The sequence below is a fragment of the Streptomyces sp. NPDC058864 genome (genome assembly GCF_042742985.1).
GTDB lineage: Bacteria > Actinomycetota > Actinomycetes > Streptomycetales > Streptomycetaceae > Actinacidiphila.
Window position 1 is genome coordinate 42119 of record NZ_JBHYMQ010000031.1, and the last position, 22733, is coordinate 64851.

22 protein-coding genes are annotated in these 22733 nt (G+C 73.8%); 11 read left to right on the top strand and 11 right to left on the bottom strand.

The window, feature by feature from the left end:
* Positions 1-63: 63 nt before the first annotated feature.
* The 5 genes from ACFW3D_RS23175 to ACFW3D_RS23195 are packed head-to-tail and all read right to left on the bottom strand — an operon-like array spanning position 64 to position 5381.
* Positions 64-861, bottom strand: a complete 798-nt coding sequence (locus tag ACFW3D_RS23175) for a type III pantothenate kinase (protein ID WP_499610808.1) — start codon at positions 859-861, stop codon at positions 64-66.
* Positions 861-1871, bottom strand: coding sequence for a carboxylating nicotinate-nucleotide diphosphorylase (nadC, locus tag ACFW3D_RS23180; protein WP_500506554.1), 1011 nt, complete (start codon positions 1869-1871; stop codon positions 861-863). Before nadC ends, ACFW3D_RS23175 begins: the two co-directional genes overlap by 1 nt.
* A complete protein-coding gene (locus ACFW3D_RS23185; protein ID WP_500506557.1) occupies positions 1868-3598 on the bottom strand; it encodes an L-aspartate oxidase in 1731 nt (576 codons plus the stop codon). Before ACFW3D_RS23185 ends, nadC begins: the two co-directional genes overlap by 4 nt.
* Entirely contained in the window at positions 3595-4449 is an 855-nt protein-coding gene (gene panC / locus ACFW3D_RS23190; RefSeq protein ID WP_500506559.1) for a pantoate--beta-alanine ligase, read from the bottom strand. Before panC ends, ACFW3D_RS23185 begins: the two co-directional genes overlap by 4 nt.
* A complete protein-coding gene (locus ACFW3D_RS23195; RefSeq protein ID WP_500506561.1) occupies positions 4446-5381 on the bottom strand; it encodes a Rossmann-like and DUF2520 domain-containing protein in 936 nt (311 codons plus the stop codon). Before ACFW3D_RS23195 ends, panC begins: the two co-directional genes overlap by 4 nt.
* A 102-nt stretch (positions 5382-5483) precedes the next feature.
* Between ACFW3D_RS23195 and ACFW3D_RS23200 the strand changes: the two genes are divergently transcribed.
* Complete coding sequence (locus tag ACFW3D_RS23200; RefSeq protein WP_500506563.1) at positions 5484-6614, top strand: threonine aldolase family protein; 1131 nt, start codon at positions 5484-5486, stop codon at positions 6612-6614.
* A 583-nt stretch (positions 6615-7197) separates the two neighbouring features.
* Here the strand turns inward: ACFW3D_RS23200 and ACFW3D_RS23205 are convergent.
* The 3 genes from ACFW3D_RS23205 to cdgB all read right to left on the bottom strand — a co-directional run bounded on the left by ACFW3D_RS23205 (position 7198) and on the right by cdgB (position 10935).
* A complete protein-coding gene (locus ACFW3D_RS23205; RefSeq protein ID WP_500506565.1) occupies positions 7198-7899 on the bottom strand; it encodes a response regulator in 702 nt (233 codons plus the stop codon).
* Positions 7900-7961: 62 nt separating this feature from the next.
* Positions 7962-9155: a sensor histidine kinase gene (locus ACFW3D_RS23210; RefSeq protein ID WP_500506568.1), complete on the bottom strand. Its 1194-nt coding sequence runs from the start codon at positions 9153-9155 to the stop codon at positions 7962-7964.
* Positions 9156-9288: 133 nt separating this feature from the next.
* A complete protein-coding gene (cdgB, locus tag ACFW3D_RS23215) occupies positions 9289-10935 on the bottom strand; it encodes a diguanylate cyclase CdgB (RefSeq protein ID WP_500506570.1) in 1647 nt (548 codons plus the stop codon).
* Positions 10936-11344: 409 nt separating this feature from the next.
* Between cdgB and ACFW3D_RS23220 the strand changes: the two genes are divergently transcribed.
* Positions 11345-11845, top strand: coding sequence for a flavin reductase family protein (locus ACFW3D_RS23220; RefSeq protein WP_500506572.1), 501 nt, complete (start codon positions 11345-11347; stop codon positions 11843-11845).
* Positions 11846-11885: 40 nt separating this feature from the next.
* Here the strand turns inward: ACFW3D_RS23220 and arfB are convergent, their stop codons facing one another.
* On the bottom strand, positions 11886-12329 hold the full coding sequence (arfB, locus tag ACFW3D_RS23225) for an alternative ribosome rescue aminoacyl-tRNA hydrolase ArfB (protein ID WP_500506574.1): 444 nt from the start codon (positions 12327-12329) through the stop codon (positions 11886-11888).
* A gap of 159 nt (positions 12330-12488) precedes the next feature.
* Between arfB and ACFW3D_RS23230 the strand changes: the two genes are divergently transcribed.
* The 6 genes from ACFW3D_RS23230 to ACFW3D_RS23255 all read left to right on the top strand — a co-directional run bounded on the left by ACFW3D_RS23230 (position 12489) and on the right by ACFW3D_RS23255 (position 17061).
* Positions 12489-13064, top strand: a complete 576-nt coding sequence (locus ACFW3D_RS23230) for a TerD family protein (RefSeq protein WP_026251085.1) — start codon at positions 12489-12491, stop codon at positions 13062-13064.
* Positions 13065-13141: 77 nt separating this feature from the next.
* On the top strand, positions 13142-13702 hold the full coding sequence (locus ACFW3D_RS23235) for a GNAT family N-acetyltransferase (protein WP_500506576.1): 561 nt from the start codon (positions 13142-13144) through the stop codon (positions 13700-13702).
* A complete protein-coding gene (locus tag ACFW3D_RS23240) occupies positions 13699-14193 on the top strand; it encodes a hypothetical protein (RefSeq protein ID WP_500506578.1) in 495 nt (164 codons plus the stop codon). Before ACFW3D_RS23235 ends, ACFW3D_RS23240 begins: the two co-directional genes overlap by 4 nt.
* Positions 14194-14248: 55 nt before the next feature.
* Positions 14249-14650, top strand: a complete 402-nt coding sequence (locus tag ACFW3D_RS23245; RefSeq protein WP_500506580.1) for an SHOCT domain-containing protein — start codon at positions 14249-14251, stop codon at positions 14648-14650.
* Positions 14651-14757: 107 nt separating this feature from the next.
* Positions 14758-15732 carry a zinc-binding dehydrogenase gene (locus ACFW3D_RS23250; RefSeq protein WP_500506582.1) on the top strand — a complete coding sequence of 325 codons (975 nt, stop codon included), beginning with the start codon at positions 14758-14760 and terminating at the stop codon, positions 15730-15732.
* A 93-nt stretch (positions 15733-15825) separates the two neighbouring features.
* Positions 15826-17061, top strand: coding sequence for a GDSL-type esterase/lipase family protein (locus ACFW3D_RS23255; protein ID WP_500506584.1), 1236 nt, complete (start codon positions 15826-15828; stop codon positions 17059-17061).
* Here ACFW3D_RS23255 and ACFW3D_RS23260 read toward each other — a convergent pair.
* On the bottom strand, positions 17048-18391 hold the full coding sequence (locus ACFW3D_RS23260; RefSeq protein WP_500506586.1) for an FAD-binding oxidoreductase: 1344 nt from the start codon (positions 18389-18391) through the stop codon (positions 17048-17050). The two genes, ACFW3D_RS23255 and ACFW3D_RS23260, sit on opposite strands and share 14 nt — an antisense overlap.
* Positions 18388-19275, bottom strand: a complete 888-nt coding sequence (locus ACFW3D_RS23265) for an LLM class flavin-dependent oxidoreductase (protein WP_500506588.1) — start codon at positions 19273-19275, stop codon at positions 18388-18390. The genes ACFW3D_RS23260 and ACFW3D_RS23265 overlap by 4 nt, the downstream gene beginning before the upstream one ends.
* 64 nt (positions 19276-19339) lie before the next feature.
* On the opposite strand from ACFW3D_RS23265, the gene ACFW3D_RS23270 reads away from it, so the two are divergent.
* The 3 genes from ACFW3D_RS23270 to ACFW3D_RS23280 all read left to right on the top strand — a co-directional run bounded on the left by ACFW3D_RS23270 (position 19340) and on the right by ACFW3D_RS23280 (position 22564).
* Positions 19340-19708, top strand: coding sequence for a winged helix-turn-helix transcriptional regulator (locus ACFW3D_RS23270; protein ID WP_500506590.1), 369 nt, complete (start codon positions 19340-19342; stop codon positions 19706-19708).
* A 124-nt stretch (positions 19709-19832) separates the two neighbouring features.
* Positions 19833-20303, top strand: a complete 471-nt coding sequence (locus ACFW3D_RS23275; RefSeq protein WP_500506592.1) for a hypothetical protein — start codon at positions 19833-19835, stop codon at positions 20301-20303.
* Positions 20304-20518: 215 nt separating this feature from the next.
* On the top strand, positions 20519-22564 hold the full coding sequence (locus ACFW3D_RS23280; protein ID WP_500506594.1) for a glycosyl hydrolase family 28-related protein: 2046 nt from the start codon (positions 20519-20521) through the stop codon (positions 22562-22564).
* Positions 22565-22733: the final 169 nt, after the last annotated feature.

Sequence of the window (22733 nt, forward strand, 5' to 3'; positions counted from 1 at the left end):
GCGCCGCGTACGTCCCCCCGCGGACCCGCAGCCGGGCTGTCGGGCTGTCGGGCTGTCGGGCTGTCAGGTCGTCGACACGTTCCGCTCGTAGACCAGCCGGAGGCCTATCAGGGTGAGCCAGGGCTCGTGGACGTCGATGACCGCCGACTCGCCCAGCACGAGCGGCGCCAGTCCGCCGGTGGCGATCACCGTGACGTCGTCCGGGTCGTCGGCGAGCTCCCGCGCCATCCGCTCGGCCACGCCGTCCACCTGGCCGGCGAAGCCGTACAGGATGCCGGACTGCATGGCCTCGATGGTGTTCTTGCCGATGACGCTGCGCGGACGGGTCAGCTCCACCTTGCGCAGCTGGGCCCCGCGGGCGCCCAGGGCGTCCACCGAGATCTCGATGCCGGGGGCGATGGCGCCGCCCGCGTACTCGCCGCGCGACGTGACCGCGTCGAAGGTGGTGGCCGTGCCGAAGTCCACCACGATGCACGGACCGCCGTAGAGGTGCACGGCGGCCAGGGAGTTGATGATCCGGTCGGAGCCGACTTCCTTGGGGTTGTCGGTGAGCACCGGGACACCGGTCTTGACGCCGGGCTCCACGAGGACCGCGGGCACGTCGCCGTAGTAACGGCGCGTCACCTCGCGCAGCTCGTGCAGCACGGAGGGGACGGTGGAGCAGATGGCGATCCCGTGGATGTTGTCGCCCAGTTCCTCGCCGAGCAGCGGGTGCATGCCCATCAGGCCCTGCATGAGCACGGCCATCTCGTCCGCCGTGCGGCGCGGGTCGGTGGAGACCCGCCAGTGCTCGACGATCTCTTCCCCGTCGAACAGTCCCAGGACGGTGTGGGTGTTGCCGACGTCGATGGTGAGAAGCATCAGTCCCGCTCCGACCCCTCGGCCCGCAGGTCCAGGCCGATGTCGAGGATCGGGGAGGAGTGCGTCAGCGCGCCCACGGCCAGGTAGTCGACGCCGGTCCCCGCGTAGGCGCGGGCGTTGTCCAGGGTGAGCCGGCCGGAGGACTCCAGCAGGGCGCGGCCGGCGACGATGGCGACGGCCTCCTCCGTTTCGGAGGGGGTGAAGTTGTCCAGCAGGATCAGGTCGGCGCCCGCCTCCAGGACCTCGCGGACCTGGTGCAGGGTGTCGACCTCGACCTCGATCGCCAGCTCGGGGAACTCGTCGCGGACGGCCTTGAAGGCGGCCGCCACACCGCCCGCCGCGACCACGTGGTTGTCCTTGACCAGGGCCGCGTCCGACAGCGACATGCGGTGGTTGACGCCGCCGCCGCAGCGGACCGCGTACTTCTCCAGCGCGCGCAGGCCCGGGGTCGTCTTCCGGGTGTCGCGGACCTTCGCCTTGGTGCCCTCCAGCGCGTCGGCCCAGCGGCGCGTGGCGGTGGCGATCCCGGACAGCCGGCACATCAGGTTGAGCGCGCTGCGCTCAGCGGTCAGCAGGTCCCTCGTACGGGTGCGCACCGAGAGCAGCGCTTGACCGGCCTCGACCCGGTCGCCGTCCTCGACGTGCCGCTCGACCTCGAACTCGTCGGTGCACACGATGGACAGGACCGCCTCGGCGATCCGCAGTCCGGCGACCACGCCGGCCTCGCGGGCGGTGAAGTCACCGGTGGCCATGGCGTCCTCGGGGATGGTGGCCACGGTCGTGACGTCCACCCCGCCGTCCAGGTCCTCCTCGATCGCCAGGTGCGCGACGTCCTCGACCAGCACCGGGTCCAGCCCGGCGTCGGCGAGCAGCTGCGCCAGGTCGGGGTCGAGACCGCACTCGCTCGGGTCGTGCGCGTAGTCGTCGCCGGAACCGCAGCCGCAGCCGTCGCCGCAGCCACCGCCGCCGGCGCCGCCGATCTGCAGGAGGGGGAGGTCGGGCGTGCTCATCGCTGGGGCTCCGTTCCAGGACGGGTTGCGGGAAGGTCCGCTGTGGGGGTGGTGCGGATGGTGAGACTAGTGGGTGCGGCGGGCAGCCCCGCACCACCGGAGGGGAGCCGGACGACGATGTGCCGGCGCCAGTCCGCGTCGTCGCGCTCCGGCCGGTCCTCGCGCCAGTGGCAGCCGCGGGTCTCCTCACGGCGGCGGGCCGCCTCGACCAGGACCCGGGCGACCAGGCAGAGGTTGGTCGCCTCCCAGGTCTCCACACAGGGTTCGGCCGTCTTGCCGTCGCGCTCCAGCAGCTCCTCGGCGTCGGCGTACATCCGGCTCAGGGCCGCCGCCGCGTCCTCCAGGCTCTGCGCGCTGCGCAGCACCCCCGCACCACGGGTCATGATCCGCTGGATCGCGAAGCGCGCCTCGGAGGGCAGCAACGGGGAGCGGCCCGGCTCCGGGACCACCGGGGCGCCGGGGGCCGCGGGGTGCTCGGCGATGTCGGCCGCGATGCGCTCGGCGAAGACCAGCCCCTCCAGCAGGGAGTTGGACGCCAGCCGGTTGGCGCCGTGCACGCCCGTGCAGGCGACCTCGCCGCACGCGTACAGGCCCGGCACCGTGGTGCGGCCGTGCAGGTCGGTGCGGACGCCGCCGGAGGCGTAGTGCGCGGCGGGGGCCACCGGGATCGGCTGCGTGACCGGGTCGATGCCGTTGGCGCGGCAGGCGGCCAGGATCGTCGGGAAGCGCCGCTCCCACATCCGCGCGCCGAAGTGCCGGCCGTCGAGGTACATGTGCTCGGCGCCGGTCTCCTGCATGCGGCGCGTGATGCCCTTGGCGACGATATCGCGCGGCGCCAGCTCGGCCAGCTCGTGCTGCCCCTGCATGAAGCGCACCCCGTCGGCGTCCACGAGGAACGCGCCCTCCCCGCGCACGGCCTCGGAGACCAGCGGCTGCTGGCCCTCCGCGTCCGGGCCGAGGAAGAGCACCGTCGGGTGGAACTGCACGAACTCCAGGTCCGAGACCTCCGCGCCGGCGCGCAGCGCCAGGGCCACCCCGTCGCCGGTGGACACGGCCGGGTTGGTCGTGGCCGAGAAGACCTGCCCCATGCCGCCGGTGGCCAGCACCACGGCGCGGGCCCGGACGGCGCCGACGCCGTCGCGCTGCCCCTCGCCCATGACGTGCAGGGTCACGCCCGCGGCGCGGCCCTCGGCGTCGGTCAGCAGATCCAGCACGAGCGCGTTCTCGATGAACTCGATCCCGGCCTCGCGCACGGCCTCGATCAGCGCCCGGGAGATCTCAAGGCCCGTCGCGTCGCCGCCCGCGTGGGCGATCCGGCGGCGGTGGTGACCGCCCTCCCGGGTCAGCAGGATCTCGCCCGTCGCCTCGCTGGTGTCGAAGTGCGCGCCCGTCGCGATCAGCCGGCGGACGGCGTCGGGACCCTCGGTGACCAGGGTGCGCACGGCCTCCTCGTCGCAGAGCCCGGCGCCCGCCACGAGGGTGTCGTCCAGGTGCTGTTCCGGGGTGTCGCCCTCGCCGAGGGCGGCGGCGATGCCGCCCTGCGCCCAGCGCGTGGAGCCGTCGTCGAGCCGCGCCTTGGTGACGACGGTGACCTTGGCGCCCTGCGCGGCGCAGCGCAGCGCGACCGTCAGCCCGGCGACGCCGGACCCGACGACCACCACGTCCGCCTCGTGCTCCCAGCCGGGCGCGGGGGCGTGCAGCCGTATGCCAGAACCTGTGCCGCTCATCGGCGGACTCCGAACTCCAGGGGGATGTTGTCGATCAGCCGGGTCGTGCCGACCTTGGCGGCGACGGCGAGCACCGCCGGTCCGGTGTGGCCGGGGGCGGCCTCGGTGAAGTCGCCCGGGTCGATCAGGGCGAGGTAGTCCACCGCCAGGCCGTCGCCCTTCTCCAGCACCGTCCGCGCCGCGTCCCGTACGGCGTCCGGCCCGTCGTCCAGCGCGTCGCGCCCGGCGAACAGGGCACGGGAGAGCGTGAGGGCGGTCTCCCGGTCGTCGTCGGAGAGGTAGCGGTTGCGGCTGGACAGGGCCAGGCCGTCCGGCTCGCGGACCGTGGGGACCCCCACGATCTCGGCCGGGAAGTTCAGGTCCGTCACCATGCGTCGGATGAGCGCCAGTTGCTGGGCGTCCTTCTGGCCGTAGAAGGCGACGTCCGGCCGGGTCAGGTGGAGCAGCTTGGCGACGACGGTCAGCATGCCGTCGAAGTGGCCGGGGCGCGAGGCGCCCTCGTAGCCCTCGCCCATCGGCCCGGCACTGATCCGCACCCGCGGCCGGCCGCCGGGGTAGACCTCGTCGACGGAGGGCGCGAAGACCACGTCGGCGCCGGCCCGGCCGGCGATCCCGACGTCCGCGTCGAGGGTGCGCGGGTAGCGGTCGAAGTCCTCGTCCGGCCCGAACTGCAGCGGGTTGACGAAGACGGTGACGACGACCGTGCCGTCGCCCACCCGCTCGCGGGCGGTCCGCACGAGCGTGGCGTGCCCCTCGTGCAGCGCGCCCATGGTCATGACGACGCCGACCTCACCGGGCCGGCCCCCGACGGCCTCCCGCAGTTCGCGCGCGCTGTGCACCAGCCTGGTCATCGCTTTCCCCCCTCGGCGCCGTCCGCCAGGACGCCCAGCAGCGCCTCCGCGAACTCCGCCTTCAGCATTCCGCCCGCCAGCGCGCGATCCGCCGTGGCGCGGGCCATCGCGACGTACGGGGCCACCATCTCCGGGGCGTGCAGACGCAGCTCCGCCAGGTGCGCGGCCACCGTGCCCGCGTCGCCGCGGGCGACCGGGCCGGTCAGGGCGGCGTCACCCGAGCGCAGGGCGTTGTCCAGGGCCGCGCCGAGCAGCGGGCCCAGCATGCGGCCGGGCTCGGCGACGCCGGAGGCGCGCAGCAGCTCCATGGACTGGGCGACCAGCGTCACCAGGTGGTTCGCGCCGATCGCCAGGCCGGCGTGGTAGAGCGGCCGCGCCGACTCCTCGATCCACTCGGGCTCGCCGCCCATCTCGATCACCAGCGCCTCGGCCGCCATCCGCAGCTCCGCGGGGGCCGTGACGCCGAAGGAGCAGCCGGCCAGCCGCTGCACGTCGACGGACGTGCCGGTGAAGGTCATCGCGGGGTGCAGGGCCAGCGGCAGCCCGCCGGCGCGCAGGGCCGGGCCCAGCACACCCGTGCCGTACCGGCCCGAGGTGTGCACCAGCAGCTGACCCGGCCGTACGGCCCCGGTCTCGGCGAGGCCGGCCACCAGCCCGGGCAGCGCGTCGTCCGGCACGGTCAGCAGGACGAGCTCGGCGCGGGCCAGCACCTCGGCCGGCTCCACGAGCGGCACGTCGGGCAGCAGGGCGGCGGCTCGGCGCCGTGAGGCGTCGGACACACCCGACGCCGCGACCGGGTGGTGCCCGGCCAGCTTCAGCGCGGCCGCGAGCGCGGGACCGACCCGACCCGCGCCAACGACGCCGACCGTGAGCCGCGCGGGGCGGGCCTCCACGTCGGGGGGCAGGGGCCCCGGGGTGTGCGATGCGTTCACGCTGCGCTGGCCTTCCGTTCCAGTCCTCACGGGGGTACCGGACGTTCTCGTCAATGCTACGCGAATGTTTCCCGGCGCCCGCCGGGGCGGCAGGATCGGTCCATGACCTCTGCCGATGACGAGAAGGCGCGGCGCATCGCCGCCGTACGCTCCTGCGACCGCGTGCTGTCCCACGGGAAACCCGCCACGATGCGGGAACGACTGGCGCGGCTGGCCGGACGGGAGGGTCTGGACAGCCCCGTTGACATGTACGGCGACGGGATCGTCGCCGAGCTGGAGCAGCGCGTGGCCGGGCTGCTCGGCACGGAGGAGGCCGTCTGGTTCCCCACCGGGACGATGGCCCAGCAGGTCGCCCTGCGCTGCTGGGCGGGACGCACCGGCAACCCCGCCGTCGCGCTGCACCCGCTGGCCCACCCCGAGGTGCACGAGCGCGGCGCGCTGTCCGCGCTGAGCGGGCTGCGGACCGTCCACCCCACCACGGCCCGCCGGATACCGGACGCCGACGAGGTGCGCGACATGGACGAGCCCTTCGGCACCCTCATGCTCGAACTGCCGCTCCGGGACGCCGGCTTCGTCCTCCCCACCTGGGAGGAGCTCACCGCCACCGTGGCCGCGGCGCGCGAGCGCGACGCCGTCGTCCACTTCGACGGCGCCCGCCTGTGGGAGTGCCCGCCGCACTTCGGGCACCCCCTGGACGAGATCGCGGGGCTCGCCGACAGCGTGTACGTCTCCTTCTACAAGTCCCTCGGCGGCGTCGCCGGCGCCGCACTGGCGGGCTCCGCCGACCTCGCCGCGGAGGCCCGTACCTGGCGGCACCGTTACGGCGGGCTCGTCTTCCAGCAGTGGCCCGCGGTGCTGTCCGCGCTCGACGGGCTCGACCACGAACTGCCGCGCCTTCCGGAGTACGTGGCCCACGCGAAGGGCGTCGCGGCCGCCCTGCGGGACGCGCTCGCCGCGGGGACGGGCTGGGTCCGGGTGCACCCGGAGGTGCCGCACACGCACCAGTTCCAGGTGTGGCTCGCGGAGTCCCCGGACGTCCTCAACGAGGCCACGGTGCGGCAGGCCGAGGAGACCAAGACGTCGCTCTTCGGGCGCTGGACGGGGGCGGAGGTGCCGGGGGTCGCGATGACGGAGGTCACGGTGGGGGCGTCCGCGCTCGAGTGGGACCCGGCCGGGGTCGCGGACGCGGTGTCCGATTTCATCGGCTTCCTCGCGGGGGCGCGTACCGCGTGACGTCCGGCCCGGGTGCGTTTGTGGTTGCGGTTGGGGTTCTTTTCCCGCCCGCCCTCCCTCCCCCAGCCTTCGGCCGGGGGGACCCCCATCCCGGTTGGTTGGTGCGGGTCTCGCCGGGTTTCGTTGGTGGGCCGGGGGCGGGGCCTCCGGGGTGGGCATTCTGTACCGCATATTTATGTGCATGGCGGGCAATCCGAACAGGTGCCGCTCTGCCGCACAACAAATACACGTCAGCGTCCAGAACGCCCACCCCTCCGACCCCACCCCCTCCGCGAGTTGCGCGACCAACGCCCGGTGGGGGGATGAAGCAGTCCGGGGTGACCCCGGATTGCCTGCTCACCCCCCACCGGCCGTCATGCGCCCACACGACGGGAGGGGGTGTGGCGGGGTGCGCCCGGAAGCGACGAGCGGTGATGCCGGTGACGCAACGGCCCGGCAAATCCGCGAGCGCTGAGGACGTGCGCCGGCGCGCCACCGCCCCAGGCACACGATGCGAGACCCGCACTGACCGACCGGGGCAATCGGGTGGGCGGCGGGGAAAAAACCGCACCGCAACCACAACCCACCCGCACCCCGGGGACGCTCAGACGCCGCCGCCGGCGCCACCACCGCCCGCGCGAACAAGCCCCGTCTCGTACGCGAGCACAACCGCCTGCACGCGGTCGCGCAGATCCAGCTTCGTGAGGATGCGCCCGACATGCGTCTTCACCGTCGCCTCGCTGAGCACCAGCTTCGCCGCGATCTCCCCGTTCGACAGCCCCTGCGCGACCAGCAGCAGCACCTCGCGCTCGCGGTCGGTCAGCCGGTCCAGTTGCTTGTGCGTCGGCTGGCTCGCGCTCGGCAGCAGCGGGGTGAACCGGTCGAGCAGGCGCCGCGTGGTGCTGGGGGCGACGACCGCGTCGCCGCTGTGGACGGCGCGGATCGCCGCGAGGAGTTCGTCCGGGGGGACGTCCTTGAGCATGAAGCCGCTCGCGCCGGCCTTGAGGGCGGAGAAGGCGTACTCGTCGAGGTCGAAGGTGGTCAGGATGAGCACGCGCGGCCCGCCGTCGTCGGGGGTGCGGTCGGGGGCGCCGCAGATCTGGCGGGTGGCCTCGACGCCGTCCAGGCGGGGCATGCGGACGTCCATGAGGACCACGTCCACCGCCGTGGTGCGCAGGGTCTCGACGGCCTCCGCGCCGTCCCCGGCCTCGGCGACGACCTCCATGTCGGGCTGGGCCTGCAGCACCATGCGGAAGCCGGTGCGCAGCAGCACCTGGTCGTCGACGAGCATCACGCGGATCGCCATGGGTCCGGTCCTCTTTCCCTCTGACTGTCGTCTCTGTTTCCCGCCGTCGCGCGGCGCATCCGCTAACGCGCGGCCTTCACCGGGAGCACCGCGCTGATGCGGAAGCCCCCGCCGGGGCGCGGCCCGGCGTCCAGGGTGCCGCTGACCATGCCGACGCGTTCGCGCATGCCGATCAGGCCCTGGCCCTGGCCGTCCTCGCCGCCGCCCTCGTAGAGCTCCTGCTGGGCGCCGCGCCCGTCGTCCTCGATGAGGAGGGCGAGGTCGCCGTCGCCGAAGGTGAGCCGGACCTTGGCGTGCGCCTCGGGCCCGCCGTGCTTGCGGGTGTTGGTGAGCGCCTCCTGCACGATGCGGTAGGCGGTGAGCTCGACGCCGCTGGCGAGCGGCCGGGACACCCCCTCGACCTCGAAGGCGACCGGCAGCCCGGCGCCCCGCACCTGCTCTATGAGGTCGGTCAGCTGGTCGACGCCCGGCTGCGGCACGTACTCGCCGCCGCCGTCGTCGCCGGCGCGCAGCACCCCGAGGAGGCGGCGCATCTCGGTGAGCGCCTGGCGGCCGGTGGTGGAGATGGTCTCCAGTGCCTGCTTGGCCTGCTCCGGGGAGGCGTTCAGCACATAGGCGGCGCCGTCGGCCTGGACGACCATGACGGAGACGTTGTGGGCGACGACGTCGTGCAGTTCGCGGGCGATCCGGGCGCGTTCGGCGGCGACCGCGGCCTTGGACTGGGCCTCGCGTTCGCGCTGCAGGCGGGCGGCACGTTCCTCCAGCTCGGCGTAGTACGCGCGGCGGGTGCGGAGGCTGTCGCCGATCACCCAGGCCAGCAGGAAGGGGACCGCGAGGAAGACGGCGGAGACGGCGTCGGCCCATTGGCCCCCGCCCTCGTTGGGCCAGCGCAGGGTGGAGATGGTGGAGGCGACCAGGCCGCCGGCGAAGGCGAGCCGGGACGCCCAGCGGGCGCCGTTGGCCGCGACGGTGTAGATGATCACCAGCATGGCGAAGTCGCCCGGGTTGGCCTGGACGTCCAGCACCAGCTGGAGCACCCCGACGAGGACGGCAAGCAGCAGCATCTTCTCCGGCATGCGGCGGCGCAGCGCGACGACGAGGGACAGCGCGAGGGCCAGCGGCACGGCGGCGGCCCGGGAGTGCGCGTGCAGTTCGTCGTTGGCGATCCACAGGGAGGAGAACCCGAGCAGGACGAGGGCCCAGAAGCCGTCGACCCAGGTCGGGTGCCTGCGGAGGAAATCGTAGAGACGCTGCACGTAACCCAGCGTAGGCATCCCGGATGCGTGCGGGAGTCAACCGGAGGAGCGATCCGGGGTACTCCCCAGGGTGGACGCGCGCCCTCCGCCGAGGAGGAGACGGCAGGCCGCCCGGCGGTGCGCCCCCGCGCGGTCAGCCCGCGGCGCGGCGGTGGCTGCGGGTGCCGTTGCGGGAGCGCTTCTCGATGTACATGCGCTGGTCCGCGGATTGCAGCACCTCGTCCGCCGTCATCCCGCAGCCGGCCCAGCCGATGCCGAAGCTGGCGCCGACCCGGACCGCGCGGCCCTCGAAGCGGATCGGCGGGATGATCGCGTTGCGCAGGCGGACGGCGAGGTCCTCGGCGTCCTCCCTGCCGAGGCCGTCGGCGAGGACGACGAACTCGTCGCCGCCCAGCCGGGCCACGGTGTCGCCGTCCCGCACCGCGCTGGTGAGGCGGCGGGCGACCTCGATGAGCACAGCGTCGCCGGTGTGGTGGCCGAAGCGGTCGTTGATCGACTTGAAGCCGTCCAGGTCGCAGAAAAGCACGGCCAGGCCCTTGCCGCCGTCGGGGTCGTCGGACGGCGCGACGGTGTGGGTGTGGTGGTCGAAGCCGGACAGCCGGGCGGCGCCGTCGACCGGGTCGTAGTCGTAGGTGTAGGCGAACTCGTCGGCGGCCGCGTGGGCGGCGGTGTGGCCGTCGGCGTCCGGGGCCTGCGGGCGCGCGCAGATCTTGCCGGACAGCCGGGCGCGCAGTTCGGCGCTGTTGGGCAGGCCGGTGAGCGAGTCGTGGCTGGCGCGGTGGGCGAGGGCGAGTTCGCGGCCCTTGCGCTCCTCGATGTCCTCGACGTGGGTGAGCAGGAAGCGCGGCCCGTCGGCGGTGTCGGCGACGACGGAGTTGCGCAGGCTGACCCAGACGTAGCTGTTGTCGCGGCGCTGCAGCCGCAGTTCGGCGCGGCCGCCCTCGGCGCTGGTGCGCAGCAGGACGCCGACGTCCTCGGGGTGGACGAGGTCGGAGAAGGAGTGGCGGCGCAGCACGGCGGCCGGGCGGCCGAGCAGCCGGCACAGCGCGTCGTTGGTGCGGACCAGCTTGCCGTGCTGGTCGCCGCCCATCTCGGCGATGGCCATGCCACTGGGGGCGTACTCGAAGGCCTGGCGGAAGCTCTCCTCGCTGGCCCGCAGCGCCTGCTGCTCGCGCTCCAGACGGACCAGGGCGCGTTGCATGTTCGCACGTAGACGCGCGTTGCTGATGGCGATGGCGGACTGGAAGGCGTACATCTGCAACGCCTCGCGGCCCCACGGGCCGGGCCGGCGGCCGCCCACGGGGCGGTCGACGGAGATGACGCCGATCAGCTCGCCCGCGCCGGCCGGGTTGGCGTACATGGGGGCGAGGAGCCGGTCCTCGGGGTGCCACTCGTCGGGGAAGCGGGGTGGCGGGCCGTCGCCGGGCCAGCTGGGGACGTCGTCGCCGTCCAGGACCCAGCCCTCGTGGTGGGGTATGAAGCGCAAGGTGCCCCAGCGCTCCCCCATGGTGAGCCGGCGCTCCCAGGAGGCGCGCGAGCCGACCCGGCCGGCCATCAGGGCCTCCGCCGCGGCGCTCCCGGCGACGGCGGCGACGACCAGGTCACCGTCCGGGCGGATGAGGTTGACCACGGCCAGTTCGAAGCCGAGGCCCCTGACGACGCCGTCGGCCACGGCCTGCAGGGTGTCGGCGAGGCTGCGTGCGCAGTTGAGGTCCGCCACGACCTGGTGCACCTGGCGCAGGGTCGCGAGGCGGACATACGGCTCCGACTCGGTGTCCATGCGCTCTCCCCGGGCCCTCGACGACAACTCCTGAGACTGCTTGTGGTCCGTTGTGGTCCAATTCCCACCGCAACTGAATCACAGCGAGCAGTTCGACCGGTACACAGGGTCAACAATTCATGCCCCTTGTGACTCAAGTCACATCTGATTGTCGTGTTCCGATCACGCAGCGTAGAGCAGACCGGGTGTCCCCCTTCACCCATTGAACACAATCGAGCAGGTGAGCGGGGGTTGTACGACCGGAAGCGGGAATGGCCGGGAGGTCCTAGGACCTGGCTCGATCCGAAGTCCGATGCGGGTGGTGCGGCAGTCCGGCTAGCGTCGGGGCGTGTCACAGTCAATCACCTCCGCGTCCCGCATCCCGCATCCTGGGACCGTGCCCGACGGTTCCGAGCCACCCTTGTCCGGCGTGGACAGCGACGCCTTCCGCGCCGTCATGGGCCGCCTCGCCGCGGGGGTGGTCCTGGTGACCGCCCACGACCCCGAGGAGGGCCCGCGCGGCGAGGACGTCGGCATGACCGCGACCGCCTTCGTCTCGGTCTCCCTGGAACCGCCCCTGGTGATGGTGAGCCTGCGCGAGGGGTCGCGCATGGACGAGCTGCTGGAGCGCCGGCAGCGCTGGGCGGTGTCCGTGCTGAGCGAGAGCCAGCGGCACATCGCCGGGCGCTTCGCCATGCGCGGCCGCATCAGCGACCGGCTGCTCTTCGAGGACGTGGCCTACTACCGCGGGGAGGCCTCGGGCGCCCCGATCCTCGGCGGCGGCCTGGCCGTGCTCGAGTGCGAGACCGAGCAGCGCGTCCCGGCGGGGGACCACACCCTGGTGATCGCCCGCGTGCTGACCGCGCGCACCCCCAGCGCGGACGGCTCGCCCCTGATGTACTTCCGGGGCCGTTACCGGCACCTCGGCTGAGACGCCCGGCCGGGCCCCGCGGGAAGGACACCGCGGGGGCTCAGGACCAGCCCCGCGGGTCGCGGCCACGCTTGGTGTCGCCGCGCCGCTTCTTCTCCCGCAGCCGCCGCTCGTTGATGCCGCGCGGGATCTTCGTGGGCCTGCGCACCTTGGGCGGCGGCGCCGTTGCCTCGGCCAGCAGCGCCGCCAGGCGGGTCATCGCCGCCTCCCGGTTGCGCCACTGCGAGCGGTGCTCGGAGGCCCGTACGACCAGGACGCCGCCCACCAGGCGGGAGGCGAGCCGCTCCAGGGCCCGCTGCTTCCACACCGGGGGCAGCGACTCGGAATTGGCGAGATCGAATCGCAGCTCGACCTGGCTGTCGGAGGTGTTGACGTGCTGGCCGCCCGGTCCGGACGACCGGGAGAAACGCCACATCAGCTCGGCATCCGGTACGGAGACCGAGCCGCGGACGACGAGTGGGGGCGGCCCTGACATGCCTCCCATGATCCCGCCGACGGTCGCCGGAGTCACAGGATTTTCCGGGACATGGCCCCGGAGGCGGTTTTCGCCGTAAAGGAACCATGCGGGCCTCTCACGACGTTCCCCCCTGTGAAGGTAGCGTCGACGTCGGCACGAATGACCGACATCACGGAGGGGACTCCCATGGCTGTAAGCCTGTCGAAGGGCGGCAACGTCTCGCTCACCAAGGAAGCACCGGGCCTGACGGCCATCACGGTGGGCCTGGGCTGGGACGTGCGCACGACCACCGGCACCGACTTCGACCTCGACGCGAGCGCCATCGCGCTCAACCCGAGCGGCAAGGTCTACGCGGACCCTTACTTCGTCTTCTTCAACAACAAGCAGACGCCGGACCAGAGCATCGTCCACACCGGCGACAACCGCACCGGCGAGGGCGCGGGCGACGACGAGGCCATCAACGTCAACCTGGCGGGGCTGCCCGGCGACGTCGAGCGGATCGTCTTCCCCGTCTCGATCTACGACGCCGAGACCCGCAGCCAGAACTTCGGCCAGGTGCGCAACGCCTACATCCGCATCGTCAACCAGGCCGGCGGCGCCGAGATCGCCCGCTACGACCTGAGCGAGGACGCCGCCACCGAGACCGCCATGGTCTTCGGCGAGCTCTACCGCAACGGCGCCGAGTGGAAGTTCCGCGCGGTCGGCCAGGGCTACGCCTCGGGCCTCGCCGGCATCGCCACCGACTTCGGTGTCGGCCTCTGACACCGGACGGGCCCGCAAGCCTGACCGGCCTCAGTCGATGAGGCGCCCGTGCCCCGCACGCGACTAGCGTGCGGGGCATGCTGGTGCTCGAACCCCTCGTACCGGTGGACGGCTCCCTGCCGCCCGGCGTCCTCGCCGGGCTGACGGAGCTGTACGCCTCCAACCCCGACTTCCACCGCGCCACCGGCGACTTCCCGGATCCCGGGTCCGTCACCGCGGAGCAGGTCGCGAGCAGCGTCAACGCCGAACTGGCCCATCCCGCCGTGGAAGTGCTGCTCGCACGCGACGACGCCGACACCGACACCGACGGGAGCCTCGCCGGTCTCGCCGTCACCCTCGCCGAGCACCCCGACCCCCTCGACCCGTACCCCTGGATCGGCCTGCTGATGGTGCACGGCGGCCGGCACCGCTCGGGCCTGGGGCGCGAACTCGCCGGACTGGTCGAGGAACGGCTGCGCGCCCAGGGGCGCGACGGTGTGCGCCTGGCGGTGCTCGACGGCAACCCGGGCGCGCTCGCGTTCTGGCGGACGCTCGGCTACCGGGTCATCGACCACCGCGAGGACCGGCAGATGGGCCGTCCCTGCTCCGTCCTCCACAAGGACCTGCCGCCGGGGCCGCCGCGTACCATCGGCGGGTGATCGACCTCGGCTACTCGCTCTCCCGCCGCTTCCCCGACCCCCCGCAGACCGACTACCGCACCGCCGACGTACGGGCGCTGCGCCACGACCTGTTCTGCGGGGACGTCTACCTGGCGGACGTGACGGCCGACCGCGAGCTGTCCACAGCCTGGGGATGGGTGCCCGTCCTGGACTTCGCGTGGGCGCTGTGCGACATCGTCGAGCAGCTGGACCGCGACCCGCTCGGCGGCCGCGCCGCCCGCCCCCAGTACGCCGAGCTGGACTTCACCGAGTCCACCGACCGGCTCCGCTTCCGGCGCCGCTTCGGCTTCGTCGACGTCAGCGCCGACTGGGCGCCGGACGACCGGCCGCTCTCCCTCGCCCACGCCGAGCTGCGCCGCGAGGCCCGCGACTTCCTGCACGACCTGGTCGCCGACCTCACCGACATGCACGACGGCCTGGACGCCAACCCCGTGATCTGGGACCTGGCGGCGCGTTTCCCCCGGCTGTAGCCCGAACGGCGCAGCCCCGGGTGCGGGACCCGTTCGGTCGCCGTCCACTTGGGGCATGGACGACTACCCTCTGCTGAACCTCTTCTGGACGATGCTCCTGATCTTCTGCTGGGTGCTGTGGTTCTTCCTGCTCTTCAGGATCATCGGGGACCTCTTCCGCGACCACACGGTGGGCGGATGGGCCAAGGCCGGCTGGATCATCGTGCTGATCTTCCTGCCCTTCATCGGCGTGCTGATCTACGTCATCGCCAGGGGCAAGGGGATGGCCGAGCGCGACCAGAAACAGGCGAAGGACATGGACGCCGCCTTCAAGCAGTACGTGCGGGAGGCAGCCGCGGGCGAGGGCGGAGCGGCGGGCGGCAACGTCGACCGGCTGTCCAAGCTCGCCGAGCTCAAGAGCCAGGGCCACATCACCGAGGACGAGTACACCAAGGCGAAGGCGAAACTCCTCGCCTGACGCCGGCGTGCGACGCCGGCGCTTGACCTCAACCCCGCTTGAGGTCGGACAGTGGGCGGTGCGGATCATCCGGCCGCCCACTGTCGTCGTGTCCAGGGGGAACCATCGTGCACGCCATCCGTCTCCATGCGTTCGGCCCGGCCGCCAACCTGAGTTACGAGAGGACCGCGGACCCGGAGCCCGGCCCCGGGCAGGTGCGCATCGCCGTCGCCGCCGCGGGCGTCCACGTGATCGACACCGCCATCCGCTCCGGCGACCCCAAGGGCCCGTACCCGCTGCCCGAACTACCCACGGTCCCGGGCCGCGAGGTGGCCGGCACCGTGGAGGCCACCGGGGCGGGCGTCGGCCGCGAGTGGCTCGGCAGGCCCGTTGTCGCCCACCTGGGCATGGTGCCGGGGGGCTACGCCGAACTCGCCGTCACCGCCGTCGAGAAGCTCCACGTCCTGCCGGACGGGCGGGACCCCGCCGAGGCCGTCGCCATGATCGGCACCGGCCGCACGGCCATGGGCATCCTCCGCCAGGCCCCCCTCGGCCCCACCGACACGGTCGTGGTCACCGCGGCGGCGGGCGGACTCGGCAGCCTGCTGGTGCAGGCGGCGCGCGCCGCGGGCGCTTTCGTCCTCGGGCTGGCGGGCGGGCCTGCCAAGACCGCGCGCGTCCTCGAACTGGGCGCGGACGCCGCCGTCGACTACCGCGCCGAGGGCTGGACGGACGCGGCCCGGGCCGCCCTCGGCGGGCGGCCGGGCACGGTCGTCCTCGACGCGGTCGGCGGCGGCCCCGGCCGCGGGGCGGTGGACCTGCTGGGCCCGGGCGGACGGCACGTCCTCTACGGCTGGGCGTCCGGCGGGCCGCTGGAGTTCCCGCCCGGCGAGCTGTCCTCGCGCGGCATCACCTCCGAGGTCGTGCTCGGCCCGGCCATGCTGCGGATCGGGCTGCGGACGCTGGAGGAGGAGGCCCTCGCCGCATGGACGGCCGGGCGGCTCACCCCCGCTCTGCAGCGCTTCCCGCTCGCCGAGGCCGCCGCCGCGCACACCGCCCTGGAGGGCCGCGGCACGATGGGCAAGGTCGTCCTGGTCCCGTAGGGAGGGCTCCCGGCACCGGCGACCGGGGATCCGTCACTCCCCCGCCCGTACCGCGGCCGTGTGCCCGCGGCCGGTCCCGGGCAGGGAGAAAACGTGACAACAGCGACGACTCACGCCCTGCACGCGGTCCCGCTGACCGGGGGCCCGGTGGAGATCCGCGGCGCGCTCGACCTGGAGCGGACGCGGGCCGGACTGCTGCCGCGCCGTCTGCCGGCGTGGACCCGGGCGCAGTACCCGGACGTCTTCATGGACGAGACGACCGCCCTGCCCTCCGGCGTGCGGCTGGCGTTCCGCACCGCGGCCCGGGTGGTCGAACTGGAGCTGCTGACCTCGGTCTGGCAGCTGGCGGGGACCTCGGAGCCGCTGCCCGCCGGGGTCGTCGACCTGGTCGTCGACGGCAGGCGGGCCGGCAGCGCCCCCGCGCCGCCCGGGAACGTGCTCCACAAGCCGGACCTCTTCGCCGAGCCCTCCCGGCGCGAGCCGGGGGCGCCGGGGCGGGTCCGGTTCGGTGGCCTGCCGGGCGGCGAGAAGGACGTCGAGCTGTGGCTGCCGCAGCAGACCCGCACCGAGCTGGTCGGGCTGTGGGCGGACGCCGAGGTGCTGCCGCCGCGCCCGACCGGCCGGCGGCGCTGGATCCACCACGGCAGCTCCATCAGCCACTGCGCCGCGGCGGAGTCCCCGACCGCGACCTGGCCCGCCCTCGCCGCGGCCCTGGCCGGGGCGGAGCTGCTCAACCTGGGGCTCGGCGGCAACGCGATGCTCGACCCGTACGTCGCCCGGACCATCCGGGACCTGCCGGCCGACCTGATCAGCCTCAAGCTGGGCATCAACATCGTGAACCGGGACGCCTTCCGGCTGCGCTCCTTCGGCCCGGCGGTGCACGGCTTCCTCGACACCGTCCGCGACGGGCACCCGGACGTCCCGCTGCTGGTCGTCTCGCCCATCAGCTGCCCGGTCGTGGAGACCACCCCCGGCCCGACCGCGCCCGACCTGTCGGCCGCCGTCCCGCGGGTGGTGGCCATGGGCTCCCCCGCGGACGTGCCCGGCGGCGCGCTCACGCTCACCGTGATCCGGGCCGAGCTGGCCCGGATCGTCGCCGCCCGGGCCGCCGCCGGCGACCGGAACCTGCACTACCTGGACGGCCGCCGGCTCTTCGGCCCCGGCGACGTCGCCGACCTGCCGGACGACCTGCACCCCAACGCCGCGGGCTACCGGCGGATGGGCCGGCGCTTCGCCGCGCTGGCCTTCGGTCCGGGCGGGCCGTTCGCGGACCCGCGGCGGGCCGGAACCGGCGCCGGCCCGGTCCGGGGCCCGGTCAGCCGGGGGTGAGCGGGCGCAGGACGCCGTCCGGGTCGTGGCGCCGCCACAGCCCGCGCACCCGCGTGCCGGTGGTGCCCGGATAGGCGCGGTCGAAGACCCCGGGGCCGGTGCCGCTCTCGAAGTTCACGTAACTGCCGCTGCCGTGCTCCCGGACGGGCGCCCACAGACGGTGCAGGTCGTCCTGCCCGTGCGGCGGGAAGAGGTTGCCCTGCGCCAGGACCTGCGCGCCGCGGTGGGCGTAGGCGGTGGCGTCCGCCGGGACGTCGTCGATCGCGCCCCCGAGGGAGCGCAGCTGGACGAAGGCCGGCCGGCGCCGGTCGCCCGCGGTCGCCATGACGGCGCGTGCGGCGTCCCGGGTCATCGCGGGCAGCAGCGAGTTGGTGCTCACCACGGGCTGCTGCCCGGTGTTCGCGTGCTGGTGGGCGGTGGAGACCAGCGCGGTGTAGGGGGCCAGTTGCGCGGTCGCCTGGAGCGGGCGGTGCCGCCCGGCCAGCAGGGGGCCGAGTGCCTCGCGGACGCGCTCGGGGTCGTCGTCGGCCGCGGCGACGGTGACGGAGAGCGCCAGGGCCGGGCCGTTGGACAGGAGGTGGGCGGCGGAGGTGAGGGTGCGCGGCGCGGCGGCCATCGCGGAGGCCCACTGCGCGAGGGCGCCGCCCGCCGGGTCGGCCTCGAAGACCAGCTGGGCCACGCCGATGTCCCCCAGGTCCATCGCCTCGATCTCGAAGGCGGTCACGATCCCCACGCCCGCGCCCGCCCCGCGTACCGCCCAGAACAGGTCCGGGTGGTGGGTGGCGTCGGCGCGCAGCGCGGTCCCGTCGGCCAGGACGAGCTCGACGGCGCGGACCCGGTCGACGGTGAGGCCGTACGTACGGGCGAGCCAGCCGATGCCGCCCGCGGTGGCCAGGCCGCCGGCCGCGACGTTGCCGTGGTCGCCCGAGCTGACGGCGAGCCCGTGGGCCGCGAGCACGGAGGCCACCCGGCCCCAGCGGGCGCCCGCCCCGACCCGCACCAGGCGGGCCGCCCGGTCCAGGACCCGGACCTCGTCGAGCCCGGAGAGGTCGACGACCACGCCACCGTCGTTGGACGACCGGCCGGACAGCCCGTGGCCGCCTGAGCGCACGGAGACGGGCAGCCCCTGCGACCGCGCCGCCGCGAGGGCGGCTGCGATGTCGCCGGGTCCGTGTACGAGGACCACAGCGGCGGGGCGGGCGACGGTGGTGTAGGTGGAGCGCAGCAGCGGGTAGCGGGAGTCGCCGGGGAGCACGGTCCGCTCCGCCAGGACGGCGGGCACGGCGAAGGCGGCGGCCGGGGCGGTGACGTGGTCGTGGCCGGGTGTCATCGGGCCAGCCGTTCCCGGACGGCGGGCACGACCTCGCCGGCGAAGACCTCCAGCTGGCGCCGGTGGGCGGTGACCGGCCAGAAGACGAAGGTGTCGAAGCGCAGCGCGGTCGCCCACTCGGCAAGGGTGTCGGCCCACCGGTCGGCGTCCCCGTTCAGGCCGGGGGCGCCGGAGCCGCCGATCTCTCCGATCACGTTGTAGATGCGGCGGACGCGGGAGGGATCGCGCCCGGCGCCGCGGGCGGCCTCGTCGACGATCCGCTGGCGCTCCGGCACCTCCTCGGGCGGCACATAGATGTTCAGCGGCGAGATCCAGCCGTCCGCCGCCCGGCCCGCCACCGCCAGCATCCGCGGCCGCTGCCCGCCGAGCCACAGTTCGACCCGGCGCGGCGGCACCGGGCCGGCCTGGTAGCCGGGCACCGTGAGCACCTCGCCGCGGTGCCGCACGGGGCCGCCGTCCAGGGCGGTCCGCATGACCCGCAGCGACTCCTCGGTGTACGTCACGACCTCGCGGGGCGGCATCGGCGGCGCCCCCATCGAGCCGATCGCCTCCGGTATCCCGCCGCCGCCCACGCCGAGCCGGAATCGCCCGCCGGAGGCCGCGGCCAGGCTGGCCGCGGCCTTGGCCAGCATGACCGGGGGCCGCAGCCGCAGGTCGGCGACGTCGGTGAGGACGGAGATGCGCGAGGTGCGGGCCGTGACGAGCGCGGACAGGGTCAGCGCGTCGAGGTGCCCGGGCTGGTACGGGTGGTCCTGCACGGCGAGCAGGTCCAGCCCCGCGGCGTCCGCGGCGGCGGCCAGCTCCAGTGTGTCCGGCAGCCGCGCGGCGTCCGGGTCGAGGCTCAGCCCGAAGCGGAGCCGCTGTGCACGGTCGGTGGTGTCCATGGCTTCAGCGTCGGGGGACCGGCACCTTCGGCAAAGACGAGGGTTAGCCACTAATCTTGAGTAAGTGACTTCCCATGACACCGCCGACCCCGACATCGACGCCGAGGCGTGCACCGCCTTCCAGGCCGTCCTCGAAAAGGTCGGCCGGCGCTGGACCGGCGCCGTCCTGCTGGCCGCCGCCCGCGGCGCCCGGCGCTTCACCGACTACCGCCGCATGGTGCCCGGCATCTCCGACCGGCTGCTCTCGCAACGCCTCAAGGAGATGGAGAGCCTCGGCCTCATCGGCCGCGAGGTCATCCCCAGCACCCCCGTGCAGATCCTCTACCACCCCTCCGCCCGCGGCACCGAGCTCCTCGCCGCCCTCGAACCGCTCATCGCCTACGGGCTGCGCCACGCGCCGGGACCGCCGCCCGCGGCCGCGCCGGCCGGCTGACCCTCCCGCCGGAGTGGACAGCGGCGCCCGGATCGGCCAGGCTGCGTCGGCGATCATGCGGGGGCGATCATGCGGGGGGCATCATGCGGGGGGCATCATGATCGGGCGAGGGGCGGGGAGTTCCATGGAGCACGTTCGATTCCGGCTGACCTGGCACCAGAGGCTGCTGCCGCAGGTGCCCGGCGCCCTGCTCGTCACGGCCCTGACGATCTCCGCATGGCTGCGCTCCCCGGACTCGCCCGGCCCCGGCTTCCCGTTCGCGGCGGCGGTGTGGCTCGCGGTGCCGGCGGGACTGCTGGTGCACGCGCGGTTCGGCGTCACGCTGACCCCCTCGGCGGCGGTGGTGCACAACACGCGGCGCAGGACGATCCGCTGGGCGGACGTCCAGGGCATCTGGACCGAGTCGGGCGTGGGGGTGCGGCACGTGGTGCTCTGTGAGGCGAACGGCCGCGTCACCCGCCTGCGGGCCCCGATCACCGGATTCATGAGCCGGGACGCCGCCTTCGAGGAGAAGTTCCGGACCATCGGCGAGTGGTGGCTGCGCCACCGCGGACCCGAATGGACCCCGCTGCCCCAGCCGTGGCGAAGCCGCTGAGCCGTCCCCACGGGCCCACACCCCCGCTACGCAACGAGTAACGCAAGCCGCGCAAAAAACAAACAGTCAGCCGCACTTGGTCATCATCATGCCGAAAACATCGCGCAGGAGCCTTGTGAAGCGGCCTGACGGGTCCTTACTGTCGCCTCACCTCACGACGTCCGCTCCGCCTCGAACGTCCCGGGCGGTCGCGCCTTACGAGAGAAGAGCTGGGGATGACACGGAGCAGCAGGAGTGCGTGGCGAAGAGCCGTGGCCGTGGTCGCGGTGGCGGCCGGCCTCGGCGTCGGCATCGGGCCGGCCGGCGCGACGGCCCAGGCCGGCACCGCCTCGGCGAAGAGCGCGGCCGGGCCCGTCGTGACGCGGGCGGCGCTGGACCCCGCCCTGGTCAAGGGCCGCGGCGCGGACCTCGGGTTCGTGGAGCAGGAGGCCGAGAACGCCGCCACGGACGGGGAGGTCATCGGCCCGGACCGGACCGCCTACACGCTCCCCGCCGAGGCGTCGGGGCGCAAGGCGGTGACCCTGCGGCGCGGCCAGTACGTGGAGTTCACGCTGCCGAGCGCCGCCAACGCGATCACCGTGCGGTACAGCATCCCGGACGCGCCCGGCGGGGGCGGCATCACCGCGCCGCTCGACGTCACGGTCAACGGCCGCGCCCGCACCACGATGACCCTGACCTCGCAGTACGCCTGGCTCTACAACCAGTACCCGTTCTCCAACGACCCGCAGGCCGGGCTGCTCCACGACGACTGGTGGATCACCGAGTGCGGCTGCGTGCCGAACGCGACCACCCCGGCGCCGGTCATCGCCAAGCCCTTCCGTCCGAACCACTTCTACGACGAGCAGCGCCTCCTGCTGGGCCGGACGTACAAGGCGGGCGACAAGGTCCGGCTCACCGTCCCGGCACGCTCCGGGGCCGTCCCGACGACCGTCGACCTCCTCGACTCGCAGCTCGTCGCGCCGCCCCGGGTGTCCCTGCTCGCCGCCAACGTCCTCGCGTTCGGCGCCGATCCGACCGGACGCCGGGACTCGGCGGGCGCCCTCGACAAGGCGATCGCCTTCGCCCGCCGCGCGCACCTGAAGGTCTACGTCCCGCCGGGCACGTACCAGGTCAACCGGCACATCATCGTGGACGACGTGACGATCGAGGGCGCCGGCAGCTGGTACACGGTCTTCAAGGGCAAGGAGGTCGCGCTCGGCACCCCCGCGCCCGATGGGTCCGTCCACACGGGCGTCGGCTTCTACGGCAAGGACGCGTCGGCCGGCGGCAGCCGCGACGTCCACCTGTCGGGCTTCGCGATCGAGGGCGACGTCCGCGAACGCATCGACACCGACCAGGTGAACGGCGTCGGCGGGGCGATGAGCGACTCCACCATCCAGGGCCTGTACATCCACCACACCAAGGTGGGCCTGTGGTTCGACGGCCCGATGTCGAACCTGCGGATCACCGACAACGTCATCACCGACCAGATCGCCGACGGCCTCAACTTCCACACCGGCGTGACGGATTCCGTCGTCCGCAACAACTTCGTCCGCAACTCCGGCGACGACGGGCTGGCGATGTGGTCGGAGAAGACCGGCAACGCCCGCAACACCTTCGACCGCAACACCGTGCAGACACCGGTGCTCGCCAACGGCATCGCGATCTACGGCGGTACGGACAACACGCTCTCCGGCAACCTGATCGCCGACCCCGTCCGCGAGGGCAGCGCCCTCCAGGTGGGCTCCCGCTTCGGCGCCGAGCCGTTCACCGGGCACCTGTGGATCACCGGCAACACCACGGTGCGGGCCGGAACTTACGAGCTGAACTGGAACATCGGCCTGGGCGCGATCTGGTTCTACGCGCTGGAGCGCAACATCGACGCCGACATCCGGGTGACCGGCGACCACTTCCTCGACAGCACCTACAACGCGGTCATGCTGGTCGCCGACTGGCCGGTGAAGGACACCTACTCCATCACGAACGTGCACTTCAAGGACATCCGGGTGGACGGCACCGGCACCTCGGTCGTCAGCGCCCGGGCCGCGGGTTCCGCGTCCTTCGAGAACGTCGACGCCCGCAACGTCGGCGCGGTCGGCGTCAACAACTGCGGATCCTTCAACTTCCCCGCCACCGGTTCCGAGTTCTCCCTGACCGACCTCGGCGGCAACGACGGCGGCGGCACCACGGGCCCCTGGCTCGGCGCGTGGGAGCTGCCCAACACCATCACCTGCGACGACCGTCCCCCGGTCGTCGCACCCCCGGGCCCCGCCCCTTGGTGACGGACGTCCGCACCCGGCCCGCGGGGCCACCGACCGGGTGACCCCACCGCACGAGGAACGCCCCGGCCGCAGCGGCGGCCGGGGCGTTCCGTACGTCCGGCCGGGTGCGGCGGCGCGGGACGCCGGTCGGAGCCCCCGGTCGCGGGGCCTCTTGACCGAATCCATAACC

Excerpts from the sequence above, each read along its gene's own strand:
- ACFW3D_RS23200 (WP_500506563.1), top strand. The coding sequence starts at position 5,484 with ATGACCTCTGCCGATGACGAGAAGGCGCGGCGCATCGCCGCCGTACGC.
- ACFW3D_RS23275 (WP_500506592.1), top strand. The coding sequence starts at position 19,833 with ATGGAGCACGTTCGATTCCGGCTGACCTGGCACCAGAGGCTGCTGCCG.
- arfB (WP_500506574.1), bottom strand. The coding sequence starts at position 12,329 with ATGGGAGGCATGTCAGGGCCGCCCCCACTCGTCGTCCGCGGCTCGGTC.
- ACFW3D_RS23245 (WP_500506580.1), top strand. The coding sequence starts at position 14,249 with ATGGACGACTACCCTCTGCTGAACCTCTTCTGGACGATGCTCCTGATC.
- ACFW3D_RS23260 (WP_500506586.1), bottom strand. The coding sequence starts at position 18,391 with ATGACACCCGGCCACGACCACGTCACCGCCCCGGCCGCCGCCTTCGCC.
- ACFW3D_RS23230 (WP_026251085.1), top strand. The coding sequence starts at position 12,489 with ATGGCTGTAAGCCTGTCGAAGGGCGGCAACGTCTCGCTCACCAAGGAA.
- ACFW3D_RS23175 (WP_499610808.1), bottom strand. The coding sequence starts at position 861 with ATGCTTCTCACCATCGACGTCGGCAACACCCACACCGTCCTGGGACTG.
- ACFW3D_RS23235 (WP_500506576.1), top strand. The coding sequence starts at position 13,142 with ATGCTGGTGCTCGAACCCCTCGTACCGGTGGACGGCTCCCTGCCGCCC.
- ACFW3D_RS23280 (WP_500506594.1), top strand. The coding sequence starts at position 20,519 with ATGACACGGAGCAGCAGGAGTGCGTGGCGAAGAGCCGTGGCCGTGGTC.
- cdgB (WP_500506570.1), bottom strand. The coding sequence starts at position 10,935 with ATGGACACCGAGTCGGAGCCGTATGTCCGCCTCGCGACCCTGCGCCAG.
- ACFW3D_RS23205 (WP_500506565.1), bottom strand. The coding sequence starts at position 7,899 with ATGGCGATCCGCGTGATGCTCGTCGACGACCAGGTGCTGCTGCGCACC.
- panC (WP_500506559.1), bottom strand. The coding sequence starts at position 4,449 with ATGACCAGGCTGGTGCACAGCGCGCGCGAACTGCGGGAGGCCGTCGGG.
- ACFW3D_RS23265 (WP_500506588.1), bottom strand. The coding sequence starts at position 19,275 with ATGGACACCACCGACCGTGCACAGCGGCTCCGCTTCGGGCTGAGCCTC.
- ACFW3D_RS23185 (WP_500506557.1), bottom strand. The coding sequence starts at position 3,598 with ATGAGCGGCACAGGTTCTGGCATACGGCTGCACGCCCCCGCGCCCGGC.
- nadC (WP_500506554.1), bottom strand. The coding sequence starts at position 1,871 with ATGAGCACGCCCGACCTCCCCCTCCTGCAGATCGGCGGCGCCGGCGGC.